This window comes from Chromobacterium sp. CCUG 30098 (genome assembly GCF_059916605.1).
This window is the reverse complement of sequence record NZ_JAUCGS010000001.1, coordinates 567,290-585,546: the sequence shown is the minus strand read 5'-3', so window position 1 is coordinate 585,546 and position 18,257 is coordinate 567,290. Positions and strand designations below refer to the sequence as shown.

Genomic DNA, 18,257 nt, shown 5'->3' with positions numbered 1-18,257 from the left:
TTCTGTGAATAACTTGACCTCATTGCTCTTGTCTGTGGATAAGCCTAGCTCCCTAAAAGAAAGCATGTATCCGACGCGCCCCTGGTCCCTTCAAGCCTGCCGCCGGGTGGCAGGCCCGAGGTCTTAAGCGGCTGCCCTGTTTGAGCGATTTGACGTTAGCAAATCGCGGGTTCAGCCGCGCCTCGGGCCTGACGGGAACCGGCGGGAAGCCGTAGGCCAGGCTTGCAGGGCGGCCTTTGGGGTGTCTACGTGCGAATCTTTGATTCGCTCAGTGATAGGGAATTTGGCCGAGTTGTTCCCCTTCCTGCCCGCCGGGCAGCCCCGGTAATGAAAATCATCATCCGCGCAGCGGATTCAAAACCCACCCACCTAGCCAAAGCAACCGCCCCACCTTGACCCCACCCGCCCCCTCGGCAACAATCCCCACGTTGCCGCCCACACGCGGCACACGGGATTGGCGTCCCGTCGCTAGCATTACCCCCAGGCCTACGCAGCGTGCTGCGTGGGCTGCTTTGCCATGGCAGAGCCATTCGGCAGGTGCGTGGGAGGAGAGTGCCATGCACTCGCCGGTTTAATGCTAGCCCGGTACGCCAATCCGCTCACGCGCCTGCCAATACCTCAGCCTCACCCGGCAGGTGGTTTATCTTGTGTCACAGCAGGAGAAACACCATGCAACACGCTCAAACCTTTCCCCCACGCCGCCGCTACAAATTGAACGCCCTGGAACAACAGAGCGCACGGCTCCCCTTCGTCCGCTTCTGCCCCGGCCGCACCTACCCGCATTACTGGCAAATGCCCACGCCCAGCAAGGATCTCCTCGCCGACCACGCCTATGGCCGCGAATGCGCGGCTCACCTGTTGCAATGGCTGAAGGACAACCGGGAATACGTCGGCAAAGGCCTGCTCAGCCGCGTGGCGCGCGACATCGATTTTGACGACCGCGACGGACGCGGCCAGTGGATGGGTTTCTTCAACTATCTGGAAATCATGATGCTGCTGGGCGCCGACCGGGTCCGGGTTTACCGCCATGTCGATAGCCAACACCAGATCTACCTGGCGCTGGGACAGCGCTTCAGCCTGGAAGCGCGCTTCCGCCGCATCCGCCTGCGAAACCGCTAAGCGTCTTGCGGTGGGTATCGCTGCGCTTCACCCACCCTACGGCGGATGGTTTGGTCGGGGGTATTTGTAGGGTGGGTGGAGCCGAAAGGCGATACCCACCAAAACCCGCCGCCAAGACCCAAGCATCAATCCCATCACGTTTCCGCGTGGGTATCGCTGCGCTCCACCCACCCTACGGCAGGAGGTTTGGTCGGGGGTATTTGTAGGGTGGGAGGAGCCGATAGGCGATACCCACCAAAGCCCGCCGCCAAGACCCAAGCATCAATCCCATCGCGTTTCCGCGTGGGTATCGCTACGCTCCACCCACCCTACGGTGGACGGTCTTGTAGGGTGGGTGGAGCCGTAGGCGATACCCACCACACTCCTCCACCGAAAACCAACGCTCAAGGCGCGGCCAGGTAATCCTGCAGGCATGCCTGCAAATGCTCGCGCAGCGCCGCCACCGCCGGCGACAGCATCAGACGATGCGGGATCACCAGACACAGCGGCGTGGCCTCGGTCTGCCAATCTTCCAACAGCGGCAGCAAACGGCCGGCGCGCAGATCGTCCAGCGCGTCCAAACGCGACTTATAGGCGATGCCCAAACCCTCCAGCGCCCAGCGCCGCACCACCTCGCCGTCGTCGCTCTGGCGGCGGCCGTCCACCGTCACCTGCTCCCGCAGCGGACCCTGGCTGAAACTCCAACGCTCGTGCAAGGCCGCGCCCAACACCAGCCGCAGGCATTGATGGCGGCGCAGTTCCTGCGGCGATTGCGGCCGGCCGTGGCGCGCCAGATAGTCCGGCGACGCGCACAGCACCCGCCGGTTGTCCGGCGCCAGCGGCAGGGCCACCAGGCTGGAGTCTTCCGGCACGCCGTAGCGCAGAGCCACGTCCACCGGCTGCCGGTACAGATCCGCCACCCGGTCGCTGATCCGCAATTGCAGGCGCAGGCCGGCGTGCCGCTCCAGAAAGGCGTCCAGCCAGCCGCGCAGCCGGCTGCGCCCCAGGTCCGACGGCATGGACAGCGACAGCTCCCCGCTCAAAGCCTGCCGCTGCAAGGCCAGCGCCTGGCCGCCGGCCTCCACCGCCTCCAGCGCGGCGCGCGCATGGGCCAGGTAGCGCTCTCCGGCCAGGGTCAGCCGCAGGCTGCGGGTGGAGCGCGCCAGCAATTGCGCGCCCACGGTTTTTTCCAGCCGCTTCAGCGCCGCGCTGGCCACCGCCGGGCTCAGATCCAGCTGGCGCGCGGCGGCGGACAGGCTACCGTTGTCGGCGGCGCGGACGAATACCTGCAAATCTTCGAAACGGACCATGATCGTCAAAATTTTTTTGAAACTGAATCGAATTTTAGCCGGCTTTTCGTTGGGTCGAATAGGAATAGCATAAGCACCATCAAGACCGGGCCTTAGAACCTGTTCAAAGTCTGCTGCGCTTCGGCGATACGGCGTTGAAAACAAGCTCAAAATGCTCATGTACCACGTGTACATTCCGCTTTTTCGCTCGTTTTCGCCTTGTCTCGCTCTTGCTCGCGAGACTTTGAACAGACTCTTATCGGCCCACACGCTATGGAGCATACCAAGATGAAAGCCGTCGCCTATTACCAGAATCTGCCGATCGAGCACCCGGAATCGCTGCAGGACGTGCAGCTGCCCGAGCCCGCCATCGGCGAGCACGACCTGTTGGTGGAGGTCAAAGCCGTTTCAGTGAACCCGGTGGACACCAAGGTGCGCGCCGGCGCGGCGCCGGAAGCCGGCCAGCCCAAGGTGCTGGGCTGGGACGCCGCCGGCGTGGTGCGCGCGGTGGGCGACAAGGTCAGCCTGTTCCAACCCGGCGACAAGGTGTGGTACGCCGGCGCGCTGCACCGCCCCGGCGCCAATAGCGAATTGCACGCGGTGGACGAGCGCATCGTCGGCCGCATGCCGCGCAGCCTGGACTTCGAACAGGCCGCCGCCCTGCCGCTGACCGCCATCACCGCCTGGGAACTGTTGTTCGACCGGCTGCAAGTGCTGGACAACCGCGCGCCCAGCGGCCGGAGCCTGCTGGTGGTGGGCGCGGCCGGCGGCGTCGGCTCCATCCTGGTGCAGCTAGCGCGCCAGCTGACCGGCCTGACCGTGATCGCCACCGCCTCGCGGCCGGAAACCCAGGCCTGGGTCAAGGAGCTGGGCGCTCACCATGTGATCGACCACCGCCTCCCGCTGAGCGAGGAGCTCAAGCGCATCGGCTACCCCAGCGTCGATTACGTGGCCAGCCTGAACCAGACCGACGCCCACTTCAAGGAGATCGCCGCCGCCATCGCGCCGCAGGGCAAGCTGGCGCTGATCGACGATCCGGCGGCCCTGGACGTGCGCGAGCTGAAGCGCAAGAGCGTGTCGCTGCACTGGGAGTTCATGTACACCCGTTCGCTGTTCGGCACCGATGATCAGATTGAGCAGCACCGCCTGCTGAACCGGCTGGCCGAGCTGGTGGACGCCGGCCTGATCCGCAGCACGGTGGCCGAGCGCTTCGGCCGCGTCGACGCCGCCAATCTGAAACGCGCCCACGCCTTGCTGGAGAGCAACCGGGCCAAGGGCAAGATCGTGCTCTCGGGTTTCTAAGAACCGGTTTGCGATCCGCTGCGCGTCGTGAAGCGTTGCACGGTGAGGACGAGCTCAAAATGCCCATGTACCACAAGTACATTCCGCTTTTTCGCTCGTTTTCGCCTTGCCTCGCTCTCGCTCGCGAGAGCGTAAACGCCCTCTAAGAACCGATACACGCCATCGCGCCGGCGGCGGCGCCTCGCCGCCGGCCTCATGCCAGCGCGCTAAGCGTCGCCGTCCGTCGCCGAAATCGCTTCACAAGGCGCAGCCGGCGCGGAATAATGGCCTGCTGGCTGTCTTTAACAATCCGGGGAACGAGATCACGAATGCGCACGCTTTCGCCTCCGGCCCCGCCGCAGGCGACGCCGGCCGCGCAGCAGCGCCTGGCCCGTCCCGCCATTCCACCCTCCGTTCCCTCAGCCGGCCAGACCGGCGGCGCAAGCGCTCCCTGCCGCCAAACCTTTGCGTAATGGCCTATACCAAGCCTGAGGCCGAAGCGAAACCGGAGCCGCCGCCCGCGCAACAGAATACACAGGTTCAGAGACATAACCATGGCGCAAGGCGCAGCCGCGCCGCCATCTGTTGGGATACTCATATGCCTGATGCCAAATCATTGCGGAGCCAGCCGATACAGATCACCTTGCTGGACGATCACCTGATGGTGCTGAACAGCCTGGCCGGCCTCCTGGCCGATGAAACCGACTTGAACGTAACCGGACAGTTCACCAGCAGCGCGCCGCTGATTCAGCATCTGAAGCAGCACGACGGCGTCGACGTCGTGGTCACCGACTACGCGCTCAGCCCCGGCGACATCGACGGTTTCAGCCTGATCCGCGGCCTGCGCCGGCGCTTCGCCCGCGTGCGCATCCTGGTGATGTCGGCCTATTACACCCCGGCCACGGTGGCGCTGGCGCTGCGCTGCGGCGCTCACGGCTTCATCGGCAAGGAGCAGAGCCTGGACGAACTGGTGGCCGCCATCCGCCTGCTGGCCGACGGCCACAGCTATCTGAGCCCGGACATGAGCGCCGCGCTGAACGAAAGCTGCGCCAACCTACCGGCGCCGCAAAAAGCCATGTTGCGCAGCTTGCTGGACCATCCGGAACTGTCCCCGCGCGAACGCGAGGTGCTGCGCTGCTGCCTGGACGGCATGACGGTCAGCGACATCGCCGTCAAGTTCTCGCGCAGCATCAAGACCATCAGCAATCAGAAGCAATCCGCGCTGAAAAAGCTGGGCCTGCGCAGCGACAACGAGCTGTTCCAGCTGCAAAGCCGGCTGGCCAGCCACTGAAGCCATGCGCGCGCGCTCCTTTCTGCTCTCCTGTCTGCTGCCGGTCTTCTGCCTGTCCGGTCTGAGCCACGCCGGCTTCAAGCCGGCGGAACGCGCCTGGCTGGCCAAACACCCGGTGGTGCGCTACGCGATAGACCCCCACGGCTGGCCTATCGAATACATGGAGGACGGCGAGCACCGCGGCCTGACCCAGGCTTATCTGAACCGCATTTCCGAGATCAGCGGCCTGCGCTTCGAGCTGGTGCCGGTGGCCAACCGCCAACAGGCGGTGGACATGATGCTGAGCGGCCGCATCGATCTGCTCACCGCGCTGTCCTCCGGCCTGATTCCGCCGGAGGTGGGCCGGCGCATCCGCTTCAGCGACCCCTATTTTTCCGGCAGCACCGTGCTGGTCACCCAGCCGGACAAGCCCATCGTGTTCAACACCTCCAAGCTGGCCAACAAGACCATCGCGGTGGAAAGCGGCGACCCTTACGAATACTTCCTGCGCGAAAACTTTCCCGCGGTGGACATCGTGGCCACGCCCACGCCGCTGGCGGCGCTGGACGCGGTGGCGGACGGCAAGGCCTACGCCGCGGTGGGGCTGGACGCGGTGATGCAGTCCGTGATCCGCCGCCGTTATTACGGCTCGCTGCGCATCGCCGGCAGCGTCAGCGAAATGCCCAGACTGGTGTCGATGGCGGTGAACAAGGACCAGCCGCAACTGCTGTCCATCATCAACGGCTCGCTGGCGCGGCTGACCGCGGACGACACCCAGCACATGCTGGAAGACTGGTTGCAGACCACCGACTACGGCGCGCCGTCCTGGCGCTCCATCGCCCGTTATTACGCGCTGGAGCTGTCCGGCGTCGGCCTGGTCCTGCTCTTGCTGCTGCTGTTCGCCCAGCGCGCCCACGCCGCGCGCCGCGCCGCCCAGCGCAGCGAGGCGGAGAAATCCACCTTTCTGGCGGTGATGAGCCATGAAATCCGCACGCCGATGAACGCGGTGCTGGCCTCGGTGGAGCTGCTGCGCCAGGCCGAGCTGCCGCCGCGCGAACGCGAGCTGGCGGCGCTGGCCAACGCCTCGGCGGTGAATTTGCTGGAGCTGCTGGACAATGTGCTGGACGTGTCCAAGCTCAACGCCAGGCGGCTGCGGCTGGAGCCGCTGGCCACCGACGCGGCGGCGCTGTCCAGCGGCGTGGCGGCGATCTACCGCGCCTGCGCGGAAAAGAAAGGGCTGGAACTGCGGCTGGAGCTGCTTGGCCTGTGCGGCCGCCTGCTGGTGCTGGACCCGGTGCGCCTGCGCCAGATCCTGAGCAATCTGCTCAGCAACGCGGTCAAGTTCACCCGCCAGGGCGAGGTGTGCCTGCGATTGGAACTACAGGAAATAGAGGAAGAGCGGGCGCTGCTCTGCATCCAGGTCAGCGACACCGGCATCGGCATCGCGCCGGAACAGCAGGCCCGCTTGTTTCACGAATACGCGCAGGCGGACCATACCCAGCAACGCTACGGCGGCACCGGGCTGGGCTTGTTGATCTGCCGGCAACTGGTGGAGCTGATGTCCGGCCGCATCGCGCTGGACAGCCAGCCGGAACAGGGCACCACGGTGACCTTGTGGCTGCCGGTGCGCCATGCGCCGGCCGAGCCGGCAGCGGCCGCCGAGCCGGACGTCGCCAGCCCGCCGGCCGCCCTCAAGGAAGCCTGCGATCCCATCCTGGTGGTGGAGGACCAGCCGGCCAATCGCTTCATCATCGCCCAGCAGCTGCTGCAACTGGGCTACCGCGCGGTGACGGCGGACAACGGCGCCGCCGCGCTGGGCTTGCTGGATCAGGGCCAGCGCTTCGCCATGGCGCTGCTGGACTGCAATCTGCCCGGCATCAGCGGCTATCAACTGGCGCTGCGGCTGCGCCGCCACCCGGCCTTGCAGTGGCAGCCCTATCTGCCCATCATCGCCATCTCGGCCACCACCGGCATAGAACACCAGCAGCGTTGCCTGGACAGCGGCATAGACAGCTGCCTGACCAAGCCCTTGCGGCTGGCCCAGCTGGAACAGATCATGACGCTGTGGCTGGATCACCGCCCCGGCCCGGCGCCGGCCGCGCCGATCCCGCCCGACGGCGAGCTGACGCAGTTGCTAAGCCACAGCTGCGACGCCGACGCCGCCGCCTTGCGCCAGGCCTTGCTGGCGCGGGACTGGCCGCAGGCGGAACACTACGCGCACCGCCTGCACGGCGTGGCGCTCAGCGCCGGCCTGCCGCGCCTGCCGGCGCTGGCGGCGGACATGCAGACCGCGCTGCGCCAGCCGCAGCCGGACGCCGCCCGGCTGCAAGACCTGCTTCAGGCGCTGGAGGCGGCGCTGCCGCAAGCGGAGCCGAGCGGCGACTGAGCGAGGCGACCCGCCAGCTGCCGCTCCACCACCTGGCAGACATGGGCCACGGTCTTGATGTCGACGATGTCGTCGACGCCGATCTCGATGCCGAACTCATCGTTCAGCAAGAGCACCATGTCCAGCAGCTCCATCGAGTCCGCGTACAACTCGTCCACCAGCCGCGCCTGCGGCTGCAGCTTGGACTCCTCCACCGATAAACAGCAAGCCATCACCGCCACCACTTGTTGCTCAAGACTGATTGCCACGGTTGCGCTCCCGGATGCGGTTGGGATCGAGATGCAGGCCGTCGGTGGTCAGGGTGACGCCCGAAGACGAGCTCAAGGCTTCGCCGCGCCGCGCCTCCGCGGCCGCGTCTATGCTCAGCCCGCTGAGCAACGCCGTCACCAGCGGGTTGGCCGGCTTGCCGCGCGGCAATAGATTGGCCTCGCGGATCAAGGTGCGCGCGAAGCTGCTCAGCGCCTGGCGCTGTCGCTCCAAACCCGGATGCTCGGCCAGCACTTGCCGCAACTGCGCGGCATCGTCGCCCAGCGTGCCCGCCTTGCCGTCGGCGAAGTCCTTCAGCACGCCGCTCTGCTGGGTGCTGTTGCCCGGCAACACGCGGTTGCGCAGCGCTTCGAACTCGCGCCGTTGCGCGAAGGGCTGCGTCGCGTCGGGCTCCAAGGCGCCGCGCACCGCGCGGATCAGCTCGCTGCCGGCGTCGAGCGCGAAAGCGCGGCTACGCAGATAGGCCTGGGTCGGCAGCGTGTACAGATTGCCGTCGCGGAACTTGAGCCCGCCGAAGCCGCCTCCGGCCCCTTCAGCCGCCTGAGCCGCGTCCGCCGTCGGCGCGCGGCCAAGCTGAGACGGTCCATTGGCCTCCGGTTCGCCGGCCGCGCTCTGGCCGGCGGCGGCGTTCAAGACTTGGGATAAGCCATCCTCCACCTGTCGCGCGGCCTGATGCAGACTCGAGCCGGCATCGGCGGCCGGCGCGTCTCCGGCCGACAAGCGAACCGCCTGGTCCAGCGGCGTGCTGGCCGCTTGCTGGATATCGACGCGTTCGGCCCGCAACTCGCCTTCCACGCGCCGGCCGGCCGCGGTGTCCAGCACCTGGGACAAGCCGTCGGCTACCTCGCGCGCGGCCTGATGCAGGCGAGAGCCGGCATCCGCCGTCGGCGTGTTGCGCGCCTGAAGACCCAAGCCGCTCAGAAACTCGCCCAACAAGGGATTGGCGCGTCCGCCCGGCGGCAGCAAATTGGTTTCCCGGATCAGGGTTTGCGCAAAACCGCCCAGCGCCTGACGCTGCCGCTCCAGGCCGGGATGTTCGGCCAACACGCCGCCCAGCCGGCGCGCGTCGGCGGCCAGCGCTTCCGGCGCGCCGTCGGCGAATTGCCGCAGCAAATCGTCCTGCTGCGCGCGGCCGCTGGGCAACATCCGGTTGCGCAAGGCTTCGAACTCGCGCCGTTGCGCGAAGGGCTGCGCCGCGTCGGGCTCCAGCGCGTCGCGCAGCGCCTTGATCAGCTCCCGGCCGGCGGCATGGCCGTCCAAGGTCGAATGGAAGATCTGGCTGCGCAGATAGGCCTGGCTGGGCAGATTGCGCAGCGGGCCGCCGCGGAAGGACAGCCCGGCGAACTCCCCGCCTAGGCTGGCGGTTTGCGGCTGGGCTGCCGCGTCGAGCCGCGCCTGACGCGCCGTCGCGTCCAACTTGCCCGCTTGCGCCGCGCCGGGAATGGGGGTCGCCAGCGTTTCCTCGTCCAGCGCCGTGTTCATCAGCTCGGACATGGCCGTCGACACCTGGCTGGCCGCGTCGCGCAAAGCTTGGCCGGCATCGGTCTGCGTGCCCTGTTCCACGCCGGACGGCACGCCGCCGAGAGTCGCGGACTGCGGCATGGCCGGCTGGCTGAGCCGCGCCTGACGCGCCGTCGCCTCCAGCTTGCCCGCCTGCGCCGCGCCGGGCGTGGGCGCCGTCAGCGTTTCCTCGCCCAGCGCCGTGCCCATCAGCTCGGACATCGCCTCCATCACCTGGCTGGCCGCGTGATGCAAAGTCTGGCCGCCATCGGTCTGCGTGCCCTGCTCCACGCCGGACGGCGCGCCTCCCAGGATTGCGGATTGCGATGCGGCCGGCTGGCTGATCCGCGCCTGACGCGCGGTCGCTTCCAGCTTGCCGGCTTGCGCCGCGCCGGGCGTGGGCGCCGTCAGCGTTTCCTCGCCCAGCGCCGTGTTCATCAGCTCGGACAAGGCGCCCGTTACCTGGCTGGCCGCGTCCAGCAAGGGATGACGCGTTTCCGACAAGGTAGCCTGCTGCGGCTTGGGCAAGTCCTGGCTGCGGGCGACTTGCGGCGCCGGCATGCGCAAGGACGTCACCAGGCGCGAGGGCGCTCCGCCATGATGGCGGTTGCCCTTGTTCACATCGCCCAGATACATGTCGCCGCGCTTGTCCCAACGCCGGTTGTCCTGACGGTTGTCCTGACGATTATCGTTATTGGTGGTGTAGTAGTTATTCACCACCATCGGCTGCTGCGCGCCCCCCGGCTCGGTCGGGCCTGGTTGAGGGCCCGGGCCGGGGTCGGGCTGACCATCGCGGGCGGGGTCCGGTTGTTGCGGGCCTTTCGGGTCTTGCCCCAGCCCCTCCAGCACACTGCGCAGCAATTGCGGCAGGATGGCGACGGTGTCGAGGTCGCGCGCCTGCCGGCCCAGGCTCGGGCCGCTCAGCCCCAGCATCTCGCCGCGGCTCTGGCGCAGCGCGTCGAAGGCCAGCTTCGCCGCGCTGTCCACCAGTTCCATCACCTTCTCGCCGGTGGCGGTGTCCAATGAGCGCCCCAGCTGGGTCTCGACATAGGACAGGATGAAGGTGCTGACCTCGCGCTGCATGAAGTCGTTGCCCAGCTTCATGGTGTCGCCGCCGCAATGCTGGTGCGCCAACAAGGCCAGCTTGTGCTCCAGCTGATTGCGCAGCTGGTATTGCTTATTGGTGCTCTGGGTCCACGGACCGAAGGCGGATTTGGCGCCCAGGCCGTCTTTCAGGACCCGAGCGGTGTAGTGCTGCGCCAGATCGTCCAGAGATTTGGCGTCCTGCGGGCTCAGGTCCGGCTGCTGCTTCAACTGCGCGTAAACCTTGGCGAACTCCGCAATTTCCAATTGGGCGTAGACATTGGGCGAAGCCAGGTAGAGCTTGTCCAGCGCCTTGGCGTCCGTCGAGGCGGCGAACAAGGCCGCCACGCTGTCCCGGGTGTGCTGGGCCTTGAAGCTGGCCGGATCCATCAGCGAGTGGCGGCGCGCCGGCGTGGCGGCGCTGCTGCGCCCGCCGCTGAAACGCTCGGAGAGCGGGGTGGCCGGCCGCCGCGACGCGTCCGCCGGCATGGACAGGGAGCGCGTCAGAAGGGGAGATGCTCCGCTAATGGGCATGGTGTGGTTCTCCTTAGCCTTATAGAGCGGCTAATAGAAGTCGGTTTTACGGCTGAGGCAAGGCGCGCCGACGGTAGCCGTCATACGGCAAATCGGCGCGCAGCGCCGCGGGAGTTTTGTCCGCCGCGCTTAGCCTTGCAGGAAGGACTTGGCGGTTTCCGTGCAGCTGCTGATGGTGCTGCTGAGCACCTTGACCAGATTGTCGAACAGCGAGTTGGCGTTGCTGTATTTCTGGGTCAGCGTCTGCAAGGTGTTCTTCAGGTTTTCCTCCTGCGCCTTGAAGCCGGACTGCCAGGACTGGAATTTGGCATTGTCCATTTCCACCTTCTGCCCTTGCGACGGCACCTTGTTGCCCGCCAGCCCTTCCAGCGCCTTCATCATTTTATCCACTGGACCGGTGTCGATGACCACCACATACCTGCCTGAACCCTTGGGTTGTTCCTTCACACATTCCTTGGGCAAGCCCAATTCCGCGGCCCATTTTTCCGCTTCTTCCTTAGCCTTCTCTGGCGTATCGGCGGTACTGGCAAACAACTCCGTGTTCTCGTATTTCTCCTTCAATGTCTTCAGCTCGGCATACAGATCGCCCACATTCAAAGTGACTTTGTCGCCCTTGTCGTTGGATGAAATCCAACCGGCCATCTTGGCCAAGATGTCGCTGAACTCCTGGTAGAACTCGATGTATTTGCCCACCACGTTCTCATACACGCCCAGATAGCCGTTCTTGATGTTGCCGATGGAGTCGCTGATCAATTTCCACAGCTCGCGGTCGGAGATCACACCGCCGGAGGCGTCCCGGGCCGCGTTCAGCATCGGCGCGGCAAACTCCCGCGCCGTCGGCGAAATGTCGGCGACTTCCTTCTCGATACCGTCGAGCAGCTGCTGCTTTTGCTGCGGCGTCATCACATAGCCGCTTTCTCCCACGCTCTTCAGCGCGCCAACGAACTGTTGGGTTGCCAGGGTCTGCATGTCGCGGGCCTCGTCCAAGGCCCGCGTCAGCGCGCCGCGCTGGAATGCCACGCGCTCGGCCGGCGGCTGCTCGCCGCCGGAGATCGCCGCCTGCCAGCGCTGGTCCGCCAGCTTGTTTTCATAGGTGGTCTGTCCTTCGATGACGCGACGGACGGTTTCGTTGACCTGACGCAGCGCGTCAGCCTTGTTCTGAGCGGTATTGAGCGCGGACAGCTCCGGTCCTTGCGGCGCGGCGGAGCGGATTTCGGCAGCGACGCCGCCGACATCGGCGCGCGGCGCGGCGGCCGGGGTTTCCGTCATTTGCGGCCGCGTCAGCGGCAAGGAGGATGTGGTTTGAATGCCGTTCATGGGAATTCCCCTGCATGGCCAGCGCCGAAGCAGGCGCCAAGGCGCTGGCGGGATGAATGGTGTGGAAGGCCGGCCCGGCCGGGATGGCCGGGCCGGCGGACGGCGCCTGGGATGGCTCCGCCCGGTTCCGGGCTAGCGGATCAGGCGCGAATGTTGCCGGCTACCGCGCCCATGGCCGCGTTCTTGGATTGGCTGATGCTGTCCAAGGTGCGCAGCAGCTCCTGGATGAAGCTGTCGGACTTGCGGCTGCTCTCGCGGGTTTCCTCGGAGGCGGTATTGGCCACGCGGCTGGAAGCCTGGCTGATCTGCTGCTCGGACTGCTCCAGCGTGGCCGCGTAGCGGCCAGAGCCGCCGGCGATATTGCTGGCCGCGGACGAGCTGTCCATGATGGCCCGGCCGGTGGTTTTCTTGGCCTCGGCCTTGAGCTTGGTGTCGTCCATGGCCAGTTGTTCCGCCTGTCCCTTCACCGACAAGTTCTCGCCGGCGCCGCCCAGCGCGGTTTCATGCTCCTTGGACAAACGCTGCTTGCTGGACTGCAGGTCGATCTTGTCGCCGGCCATGCCGTCGGCCACGCTGCCGGCGGCGTTGGACTGCGCGTTCAAGTCGCCCGCGCCCGGCTTGGCCGCGCCCGGCTGCTGCGGCTTCAGGCCCACCTGCTTCAGGCTGTCGGCGTCGGTGCCCAGCTTGACGGTGTTCTGGCGGCCCAGCGCGGACTGGATATTGCGGCCCTCATCGCCCAGCTTGGCCAGCTTGGGCGCGTTGTTCTTCAGCGCGCCGCGCTCGGCGCTCAAGCCGCTCAGGTTCTTCTTGGCGCCGACGCCGGTGATGGCCATCTGGCCCACGCCCTGGGCGATGCTGCTGGACAGGTTGGCCACGCCCTCGCGCACCATGGAGGCGGCGGTGGCTTTGGTGGCGTCGAAGCCTACCAGCGACAGCTTGCTGCTCAGCGTGTTGTCGGCGGTGCGCAGCGCCGACATCAAGACAATGGCGGCCACCATCAGCGCCGCGCCGTTGGGCGCCATGCCGCTGATGTCGAAGGGCTTGCCTTGCTCGGCCTGCTCCTTGACCTTGTCGTCCACCAGCTTGCTGACGCCGGACTCGACCTTCTGATACACCGCGCCCAGATCCTGGACGAAAGCCGGGTCCTGGGCTTTTTCGCTCAGGTAGCTCTTCAGCGCGTCGGTCACCTGCTTGCTCACCTCGGCGGACGGCGGACGCAGTTGCGGCCCGCTCATCGCCTCGGCCAGCGCCTTGCCGTCGCGGCCGGCGCTGTTCAGGATGGGCAGGATGTCCTTGATGTCCACCAAGGACTTGGCGACAGGGGATTTTTCAGCCGCGCCGGATTCAAGCGCCGCCGGAAACGGATTGTGGGTGGAAACACTGCCGATAATAGTTGCCATAATATTCTCTCCTAACTCAAGCGTGACTCTGACGCAGCACGAAACGGCCGGCTTCGGCGTTCTGCTGCAACGCGGAAGACATCATCGTGGTCAGGTCTTGGGTAACTTTCTGGGTGCTGGCGAAGACTTCCACCGCCTGCTTCAGCCATTGTTCGATCTGCTCCATCGCGGCGCGCGCCAGGGTGAAGTCGGCCAGCATATCGCTGGCGTTCTTCATGAACACGCCCTGCGCCACATTGCCGCCGGCCTGAGAGGTGGCTTGCGCCACTTCCCCGCCCACCACCACGCGGTTGAGGGTGTTGGCCATCAGTTGCTTGGAGGCGGCGTCGGTGCGCAGGCCCAGGCTGTTGGCCAGGCGCTGGAAGCCCTGGGTCAACATCTTGCTGCCGTTCTTGGCCAGTTCCTTCAGCACATTGGGCACCATCTTCTTGATGGCGTCGCCCATCAGCTTGCTGAGCGCGCCGCCCAGCTTGCTGGCGGCGCCCTTGCCCACCACGGCCACCACCACCATCACCGCGACCATGGCCACCGCGGCCAGCACCGCGCCGATGATGGAGCCGGCCAGCTCGGCGGTCTTCTTGTCCACCCCCATGCTTTCCAGCGCCTTGGTAATGGCTTTGCCTATCAGGTCCATCAAGGGTTTGAGCACCTTGTCCATCAAGGGCTTCAACGCCTCTTCCATGAAAGACACCCCGGTGGTGGCCTTGACCACCTCGTCCGCCACCATCAGCGCGACGCCCACCGCGGCCAGCGCCAGGCTGGCGCCGCCGGTGAATGCTGCGGCCACGACGCTGATCACCGTCAGCACCGCGCCTAGAATCTTGCCAATGCACCCCATGGTGCGATTGAGTTCTTCCGCCTTGCGCACTTCTTCCTGGTACTCGGCGGATTTTTTGTCCATTTCCTTCTGGCGGCCTTCCTGCATGGCCTGGAACAATGCCAGATCGCTTTTCAGGCTTTCTTCGCTGTTTTTGCCCACCATCTCGACGAACATCGCCATCAGCATGGTCAGCTTGGCCACATTGGACAGGTTGTCCTCGCCGGTTTTGCGCGCGACATCGCCGCCCACATTGGCGCCTTGCACCTTGCCGGCCAGATCATCGGCGATCTTGCCCTTTTCCACCGCCACCACGCGGGCCTTTTCCACCGCCTCGGACGCCTTGTCGGCTTTCTGCTTGGCTTGCGCGGCTTCGCCGGAGGCTTGCTGGCTGGCGGCCTGGGCGTCGGCGTAGCCCGGATCGTCCGGCGACATGCCGTTCAGCTTGGCCAGGGCCGCGTCGGCTTTCTTCTGGGCGGCGTCCGCGGCCTGTTTGGCGCTGTCGTAATTGCCCACCGCGTCTTTCAACGCCTCGGTGGCTTCGCTCGCCGCCTTGAACGCGTCCTGGAACTCTTTGGACAGTTTCTCGCCCATCGCCACCTGCGCTTCCATCATCGCGCGCCAGGTGGCGATGCGGCTTTCCAGCTGCGACAGCGAGACATTGCCCAGCAAGGACATCAACTGTCCCAGCAGCAGCGTCAGCTTGCCCGCGCCGTCCAGCTCTTCCTTGGCCTTGGCCGTGGGCTGGGTCAGCGGCGGCGTGTTCAAGTCGCTGCGCGGCTTGGCGGCGCCGGCGTCGTCGCTGACGCGCATCGTGAACAGCGCTTGCGCCGACTTCTGCGCGGCGTCGACGAATTTCTCGCTCGCCTGGGTGTTACCCGATAGCGCTTTCGCCAGCTTGGCACTGTCAAGATTGAAGCTTTGACCGATAGTGTTACCGCTCATGCTTGCTCCTTTTCCTGCTGACGGGATTGCTCGGCCTCCGTCTCCTGCAAACTGTCCAGATACACTTGGGCCTTGGCGCGCAGCGACTCGTCGTCGCTTTGTTCGCACACCAGCTCGAAACACTGCCTGGCCTTGGCCGCCTTGCGCATGAACAGCTGGCACTGCCCGGTGAAGAACACCGGCCGGTAGTCGTTCTTGCTCAGGGCGAAGGCCACCGCGTACAGATCAGCAGCCTTCTGGAACTGTTTCTTGAGCTGGCACACGGCAGCAAGCCCCATGATGTAGTCGGGGTTGTAGAAGTCGTAGATGCACAGAAAGCGGAAGAAGGTTTCCGCCTCGTCGAGCCTTCCCTTGTTGTAAAAATCGTAAGCGTGGGCGTACAGGCCTTCCATCATGTCCGGCGGAATGCCGTGCACGTCTTTCAGGGTGGCGCCCGCGCTTACCGCTTCCCAGACCATCTCTGCCAGGCGGTCGTCGCTGACACTGTCTTCAGGGTTCATCAAACTTCTCCTAGTCGCTGTCACCAACCCGGCAGAGCTGGCTAGAGACGACGGTTGTCTTGGGTGTGAAATGACCGTCGTCGCTGTCATTTAACAGCGGTCGGCGGGGGGAAACATTCAGGAATCGCTCATGGCGACGGCGCATCGGCTATCCGGGCGTGTTCAATATGGCCTTACGGGTTTTGAGGCCCCCGCCGCGCGGGGGAAGATTGGCGTTGCCAGACCTTCCCGGCGGGCGGGAAGGCTCTTGGGCCGCGTCTATGCGCTCAGCCTTCCTGGTCGTTTTGTTTATCCACAGAGGCAGGCTTGGCGGCGGATTTATCCACAACCGGCCCGGCGGCGTTCGCGTCCTTCCCCTGTTGCTCCGCCGGTAGCCTCGATGGCTCCGGCTCCGGCTCCGACGCCTGCGCTCCGGCGTTTTCCACCTGCTCCAGCCACATCAGCAAGCGCAGCACTTCCTCCACCTCGTCCAGGCTGACCAGGGAATAACGGCGGTGGCTGGCGAAAATGCGCCGCGCCAGCGGGATGTCGCGCACCACCGGCACGCCCACTTTTTCCGCATAGGCCCGCACCGCCAGCGCGCGCTGATTAGTCTCCATCACCGAGATGAAGGGGATGGGCAGCAGCTCGGGCTTGAAATAGATGCCGACGGCGATATGGGTGGGGTTGGCCACGATCAGGCGCGAGTTTTCGATGTCGGACTTCACCTGCTCGGACAGGATTTCCATATGCGCCTCGCGGCGGCGAGACTTGATCTCCGGATTGCCCTCCTGCTCCTTCATCTCGCGTTTGACCTCCTGCTTGTCCATCTTCATATCTTTCATGAACAGGAAGTACTCGGCGATGGCGTCCAGCACCAGCACCGCCACGATGCAGCCCAGGCAGGTCAACACCAGCGCCAGCAGCAGTTCGCGCCAGATCGCCGCCATGCCTATGGGGTCGCCGTTGAGCTGGGCGAACAGCAGGGCCTTGTGCTTGTGCCACAGCACCAGCACCGCCACCACGAAACTGGCCAGGTAAAGCAAGGCCTTCACCGCCTCCTTCACCGTGCGCAGGCTGAACAGCTTCTTGAAGCCGTTGACCGGGTTCAAGGCCTCCAGATTGAGCTTCAAGGCCTCGCTGGCCAGCACAAAGCCGCTTTGCAGCAGGGAGGGCAAGGCGGAGGCGACGATGCACAGCAGAAAGATGGGCAGCAAGAGCTTGATGCCCAGCCAGGCCACCGCCTGGGCGTAGCCCTGCATGTCCTGCTGGAAGCCGCCGGCGATCACCTGGCGGAAAGCGCCCATCAGTTCCACCAGCGAGCCGAAGGACACCAGATAGGCGACGCCGCACAGGGTCAGGCAGGCCACCACCAGATCGCGGCTCTTGAAGGACTGGCCTTTCTTGGCCGCGTCCTGCAAGCGCTTGCGCGTGGGTTGTTCGGTCTTGTTCGACATCTCAGCGCACCGGCGCGCTCAGCCAGCCGGGCAGCGCCGTCGGCGGGAAGGCCAGCCGCATCACCGTGTCGGGCAACACCGGGCCGAAATACATCAACATGATCAGCAAGGCCGCCGCGCTCTTCACCGTCAGCGACACCGCGAAGGCGTTCATCTGCGGCGCGAAACGCGACAGCAGGCCCAGCACCACCTCGGACAGCAGCAAGGCCGCCACCACCGGGCTGGCCAGCACCACCGCCTTGCTGATCACCTGATTGAGCAGGCTCAGCGTCGGCTGCAAGGCCGGCGCGCACACGCCCAGCGGGTCGCACAGCTGATAGCTCTGACGGAACAGGTCCAGCATCAGGCTCATGCCGCCACCTTGCAGATAGACCGCGGCGGCGAACAGATTGAACATATTGGCCAATTCCGAAGTGTCCACGCCGTTGGCCGGGTCTATGCTGCTGCTCAGCGTCGCGCCGCGCTGGTTGTCTATGATGCTGCCCAGCGCGTGAAACACCCAGAACGGCCAGGCCAGCAGGCAGCCCAACAACAGGCCCACCGCAGCCTCGCGCGCGATCAGCGCGATAAAGGGCAGCGCCTGAAAGGCCGGCAGCGCCTCCACCGGATGCGGCCACAGCCCCAGCGCCACCAGCATGGTGGCCGAGGTGCGCACCACGCCGCTGAGCACATTGCTGTTCAGGAAGGGCAGGATGAAGAACACCGGCGCCACGCGGGCGAAGCCGAGCGCGGCCGAGGCCACCCAGCCGTGGATTTCGAAGAACAGGCCGAACTGCATCCGCCTCAGCCCCGGGCCAGCGCCATGCGCATCACCTCCCGGCCAAAGCCGAGCAGGGTTTCGCCGTACCAGCCGGACAACAGGAACAGGCACAGGCTGACGCCGAACAGCTTGATGCCGAAGGGCAGCGTCTGTTCCTGCAACTGGGTCACGGTCTGGAACAGGCCCACCAGCAGGCCGATGGCGGTGGCGACGATGATGGGCCAGGCCGACATCAGCAGCACCAGGTACAAGGCCTTGTTGCCGGCGAACACCAGATCATTCATAGCAAAACTCCAAAGTTGAGGCGGGCGGCATGGACAGCGCGGTACTCCGCCCGCTCCATGAAAGCCATTCGCTCCGAGACGCGGAAAGCA

General features: G+C 65.7%; 14 protein-coding genes. 4 read left to right on the top strand and 10 right to left on the bottom strand.

Features of this window, described 5'->3' with window-relative positions; genetic code table 11:
* Positions 1-669 precede the first annotated feature (669 nt).
* Complete coding sequence (locus QUG03_RS02785; protein ID WP_500819303.1) at positions 670-1,119, top strand: hypothetical protein; 450 nt, start codon at positions 670-672, stop codon at positions 1,117-1,119.
* 383 nt (positions 1,120-1,502) lie between these two features.
* On the opposite strand, the gene QUG03_RS02780 is transcribed toward QUG03_RS02785, so the two are convergent.
* Positions 1,503-2,408, bottom strand: a complete 906-nt coding sequence (locus tag QUG03_RS02780; protein ID WP_107801872.1) for a LysR family transcriptional regulator — start codon at positions 2,406-2,408, stop codon at positions 1,503-1,505.
* A 267-nt stretch (positions 2,409-2,675) separates the two neighbouring features.
* On the opposite strand from QUG03_RS02780, the gene QUG03_RS02775 reads away from it, so the two are divergent.
* The 3 genes from QUG03_RS02775 to QUG03_RS02765 all read left to right on the top strand — a co-directional run bounded on the left by QUG03_RS02775 (position 2,676) and on the right by QUG03_RS02765 (position 7,324).
* On the top strand, positions 2,676-3,689 hold the full coding sequence (locus tag QUG03_RS02775) for a zinc-binding alcohol dehydrogenase family protein (RefSeq protein WP_500819302.1): 1,014 nt from the start codon (positions 2,676-2,678) through the stop codon (positions 3,687-3,689).
* A 577-nt stretch (positions 3,690-4,266) separates the two neighbouring features.
* On the top strand, positions 4,267-4,959 hold the full coding sequence (locus tag QUG03_RS02770) for a response regulator (protein ID WP_227105374.1): 693 nt from the start codon (positions 4,267-4,269) through the stop codon (positions 4,957-4,959).
* A 4-nt stretch (positions 4,960-4,963) separates the two neighbouring features.
* A complete protein-coding gene (locus tag QUG03_RS02765; protein WP_500819301.1) occupies positions 4,964-7,324 on the top strand; it encodes an ATP-binding protein in 2,361 nt (786 codons plus the stop codon).
* On the opposite strand, the gene QUG03_RS02760 is transcribed toward QUG03_RS02765, so the two are convergent.
* The 9 genes from QUG03_RS02760 to QUG03_RS02720 form a co-directional block, all read right to left on the bottom strand.
* Entirely contained in the window at positions 7,276-7,572 is a 297-nt protein-coding gene (locus QUG03_RS02760) for an acyl carrier protein (RefSeq protein ID WP_227105378.1), read from the bottom strand. The genes QUG03_RS02765 and QUG03_RS02760 overlap by 49 nt on opposite strands.
* Positions 7,556-10,708 carry a hypothetical protein gene (locus QUG03_RS02755; RefSeq protein WP_500819300.1) on the bottom strand — a complete coding sequence of 1,051 codons (3,153 nt, stop codon included), beginning with the start codon at positions 10,706-10,708 and terminating at the stop codon, positions 7,556-7,558. Before QUG03_RS02755 ends, QUG03_RS02760 begins: the two co-directional genes overlap by 17 nt.
* Positions 10,709-10,837: 129 nt before the next feature.
* A complete protein-coding gene (sctA, locus tag QUG03_RS02750; RefSeq protein ID WP_500819299.1) occupies positions 10,838-12,025 on the bottom strand; it encodes a type III secretion system needle tip protein SctA in 1,188 nt (395 codons plus the stop codon).
* A gap of 140 nt (positions 12,026-12,165) precedes the next feature.
* Positions 12,166-13,425 (bottom strand): IpaC/SipC family type III secretion system effector, encoded by a 1,260-nt coding sequence (locus QUG03_RS02745; RefSeq protein WP_486636019.1) that lies wholly within the window; start codon positions 13,423-13,425, stop codon positions 12,166-12,168.
* 16 nt (positions 13,426-13,441) lie between these two features.
* Positions 13,442-15,187, bottom strand: coding sequence for a type III secretion system needle tip complex protein (locus tag QUG03_RS02740; protein ID WP_500819298.1), 1,746 nt, complete (start codon positions 15,185-15,187; stop codon positions 13,442-13,444).
* A complete protein-coding gene (sicA, locus tag QUG03_RS02735; RefSeq protein ID WP_019103389.1) occupies positions 15,184-15,687 on the bottom strand; it encodes a type III secretion system translocator chaperone SicA in 504 nt (167 codons plus the stop codon). Before sicA ends, QUG03_RS02740 begins: the two co-directional genes overlap by 4 nt.
* 266 nt (positions 15,688-15,953) lie before the next feature.
* On the bottom strand, positions 15,954-17,123 hold the full coding sequence (locus QUG03_RS02730; RefSeq protein WP_500819297.1) for an EscU/YscU/HrcU family type III secretion system export apparatus switch protein: 1,170 nt from the start codon (positions 17,121-17,123) through the stop codon (positions 15,954-15,956).
* A gap of 1 nt (position 17,124) precedes the next feature.
* Positions 17,125-17,901 carry a type III secretion system export apparatus subunit SctT gene (gene sctT, locus QUG03_RS02725; RefSeq protein WP_235086041.1) on the bottom strand — a complete coding sequence of 259 codons (777 nt, stop codon included), beginning with the start codon at positions 17,899-17,901 and terminating at the stop codon, positions 17,125-17,127.
* Between the two features lie 5 nt (positions 17,902-17,906).
* Positions 17,907-18,167, bottom strand: coding sequence for an EscS/YscS/HrcS family type III secretion system export apparatus protein (locus tag QUG03_RS02720; protein WP_019104573.1), 261 nt, complete (start codon positions 18,165-18,167; stop codon positions 17,907-17,909).
* Positions 18,168-18,257: the final 90 nt, after the last annotated feature.

Bases quoted from the DNA above. Each gene is read 5' to 3' on its own strand.
- QUG03_RS02740 (WP_500819298.1), bottom strand. From the start codon at position 15,187: ATGAGCGGTAACACTATCGGTCAAAGCTTCAATCTTGACAGTGCCAAG.
- sicA (WP_019103389.1), bottom strand. From the start codon at position 15,687: ATGAACCCTGAAGACAGTGTCAGCGACGACCGCCTGGCAGAGATGGTC.
- QUG03_RS02720 (WP_019104573.1), bottom strand. From the start codon at position 18,167: ATGAATGATCTGGTGTTCGCCGGCAACAAGGCCTTGTACCTGGTGCTG.
- QUG03_RS02770 (WP_227105374.1), top strand. From the start codon at position 4,267: ATGCCTGATGCCAAATCATTGCGGAGCCAGCCGATACAGATCACCTTG.
- QUG03_RS02745 (WP_486636019.1), bottom strand. From the start codon at position 13,425: ATGGCAACTATTATCGGCAGTGTTTCCACCCACAATCCGTTTCCGGCG.
- QUG03_RS02765 (WP_500819301.1), top strand. From the start codon at position 4,964: ATGCGCGCGCGCTCCTTTCTGCTCTCCTGTCTGCTGCCGGTCTTCTGC.
- sctT (WP_235086041.1), bottom strand. From the start codon at position 17,901: ATGCAGTTCGGCCTGTTCTTCGAAATCCACGGCTGGGTGGCCTCGGCC.
- QUG03_RS02775 (WP_500819302.1), top strand. From the start codon at position 2,676: ATGAAAGCCGTCGCCTATTACCAGAATCTGCCGATCGAGCACCCGGAA.
- QUG03_RS02780 (WP_107801872.1), bottom strand. From the start codon at position 2,408: ATGGTCCGTTTCGAAGATTTGCAGGTATTCGTCCGCGCCGCCGACAAC.
- QUG03_RS02730 (WP_500819297.1), bottom strand. From the start codon at position 17,123: ATGTCGAACAAGACCGAACAACCCACGCGCAAGCGCTTGCAGGACGCG.
- sctA (WP_500819299.1), bottom strand. From the start codon at position 12,025: ATGAACGGCATTCAAACCACATCCTCCTTGCCGCTGACGCGGCCGCAA.
- QUG03_RS02785 (WP_500819303.1), top strand. From the start codon at position 670: ATGCAACACGCTCAAACCTTTCCCCCACGCCGCCGCTACAAATTGAAC.
- QUG03_RS02755 (WP_500819300.1), bottom strand. From the start codon at position 10,708: ATGCCCATTAGCGGAGCATCTCCCCTTCTGACGCGCTCCCTGTCCATG.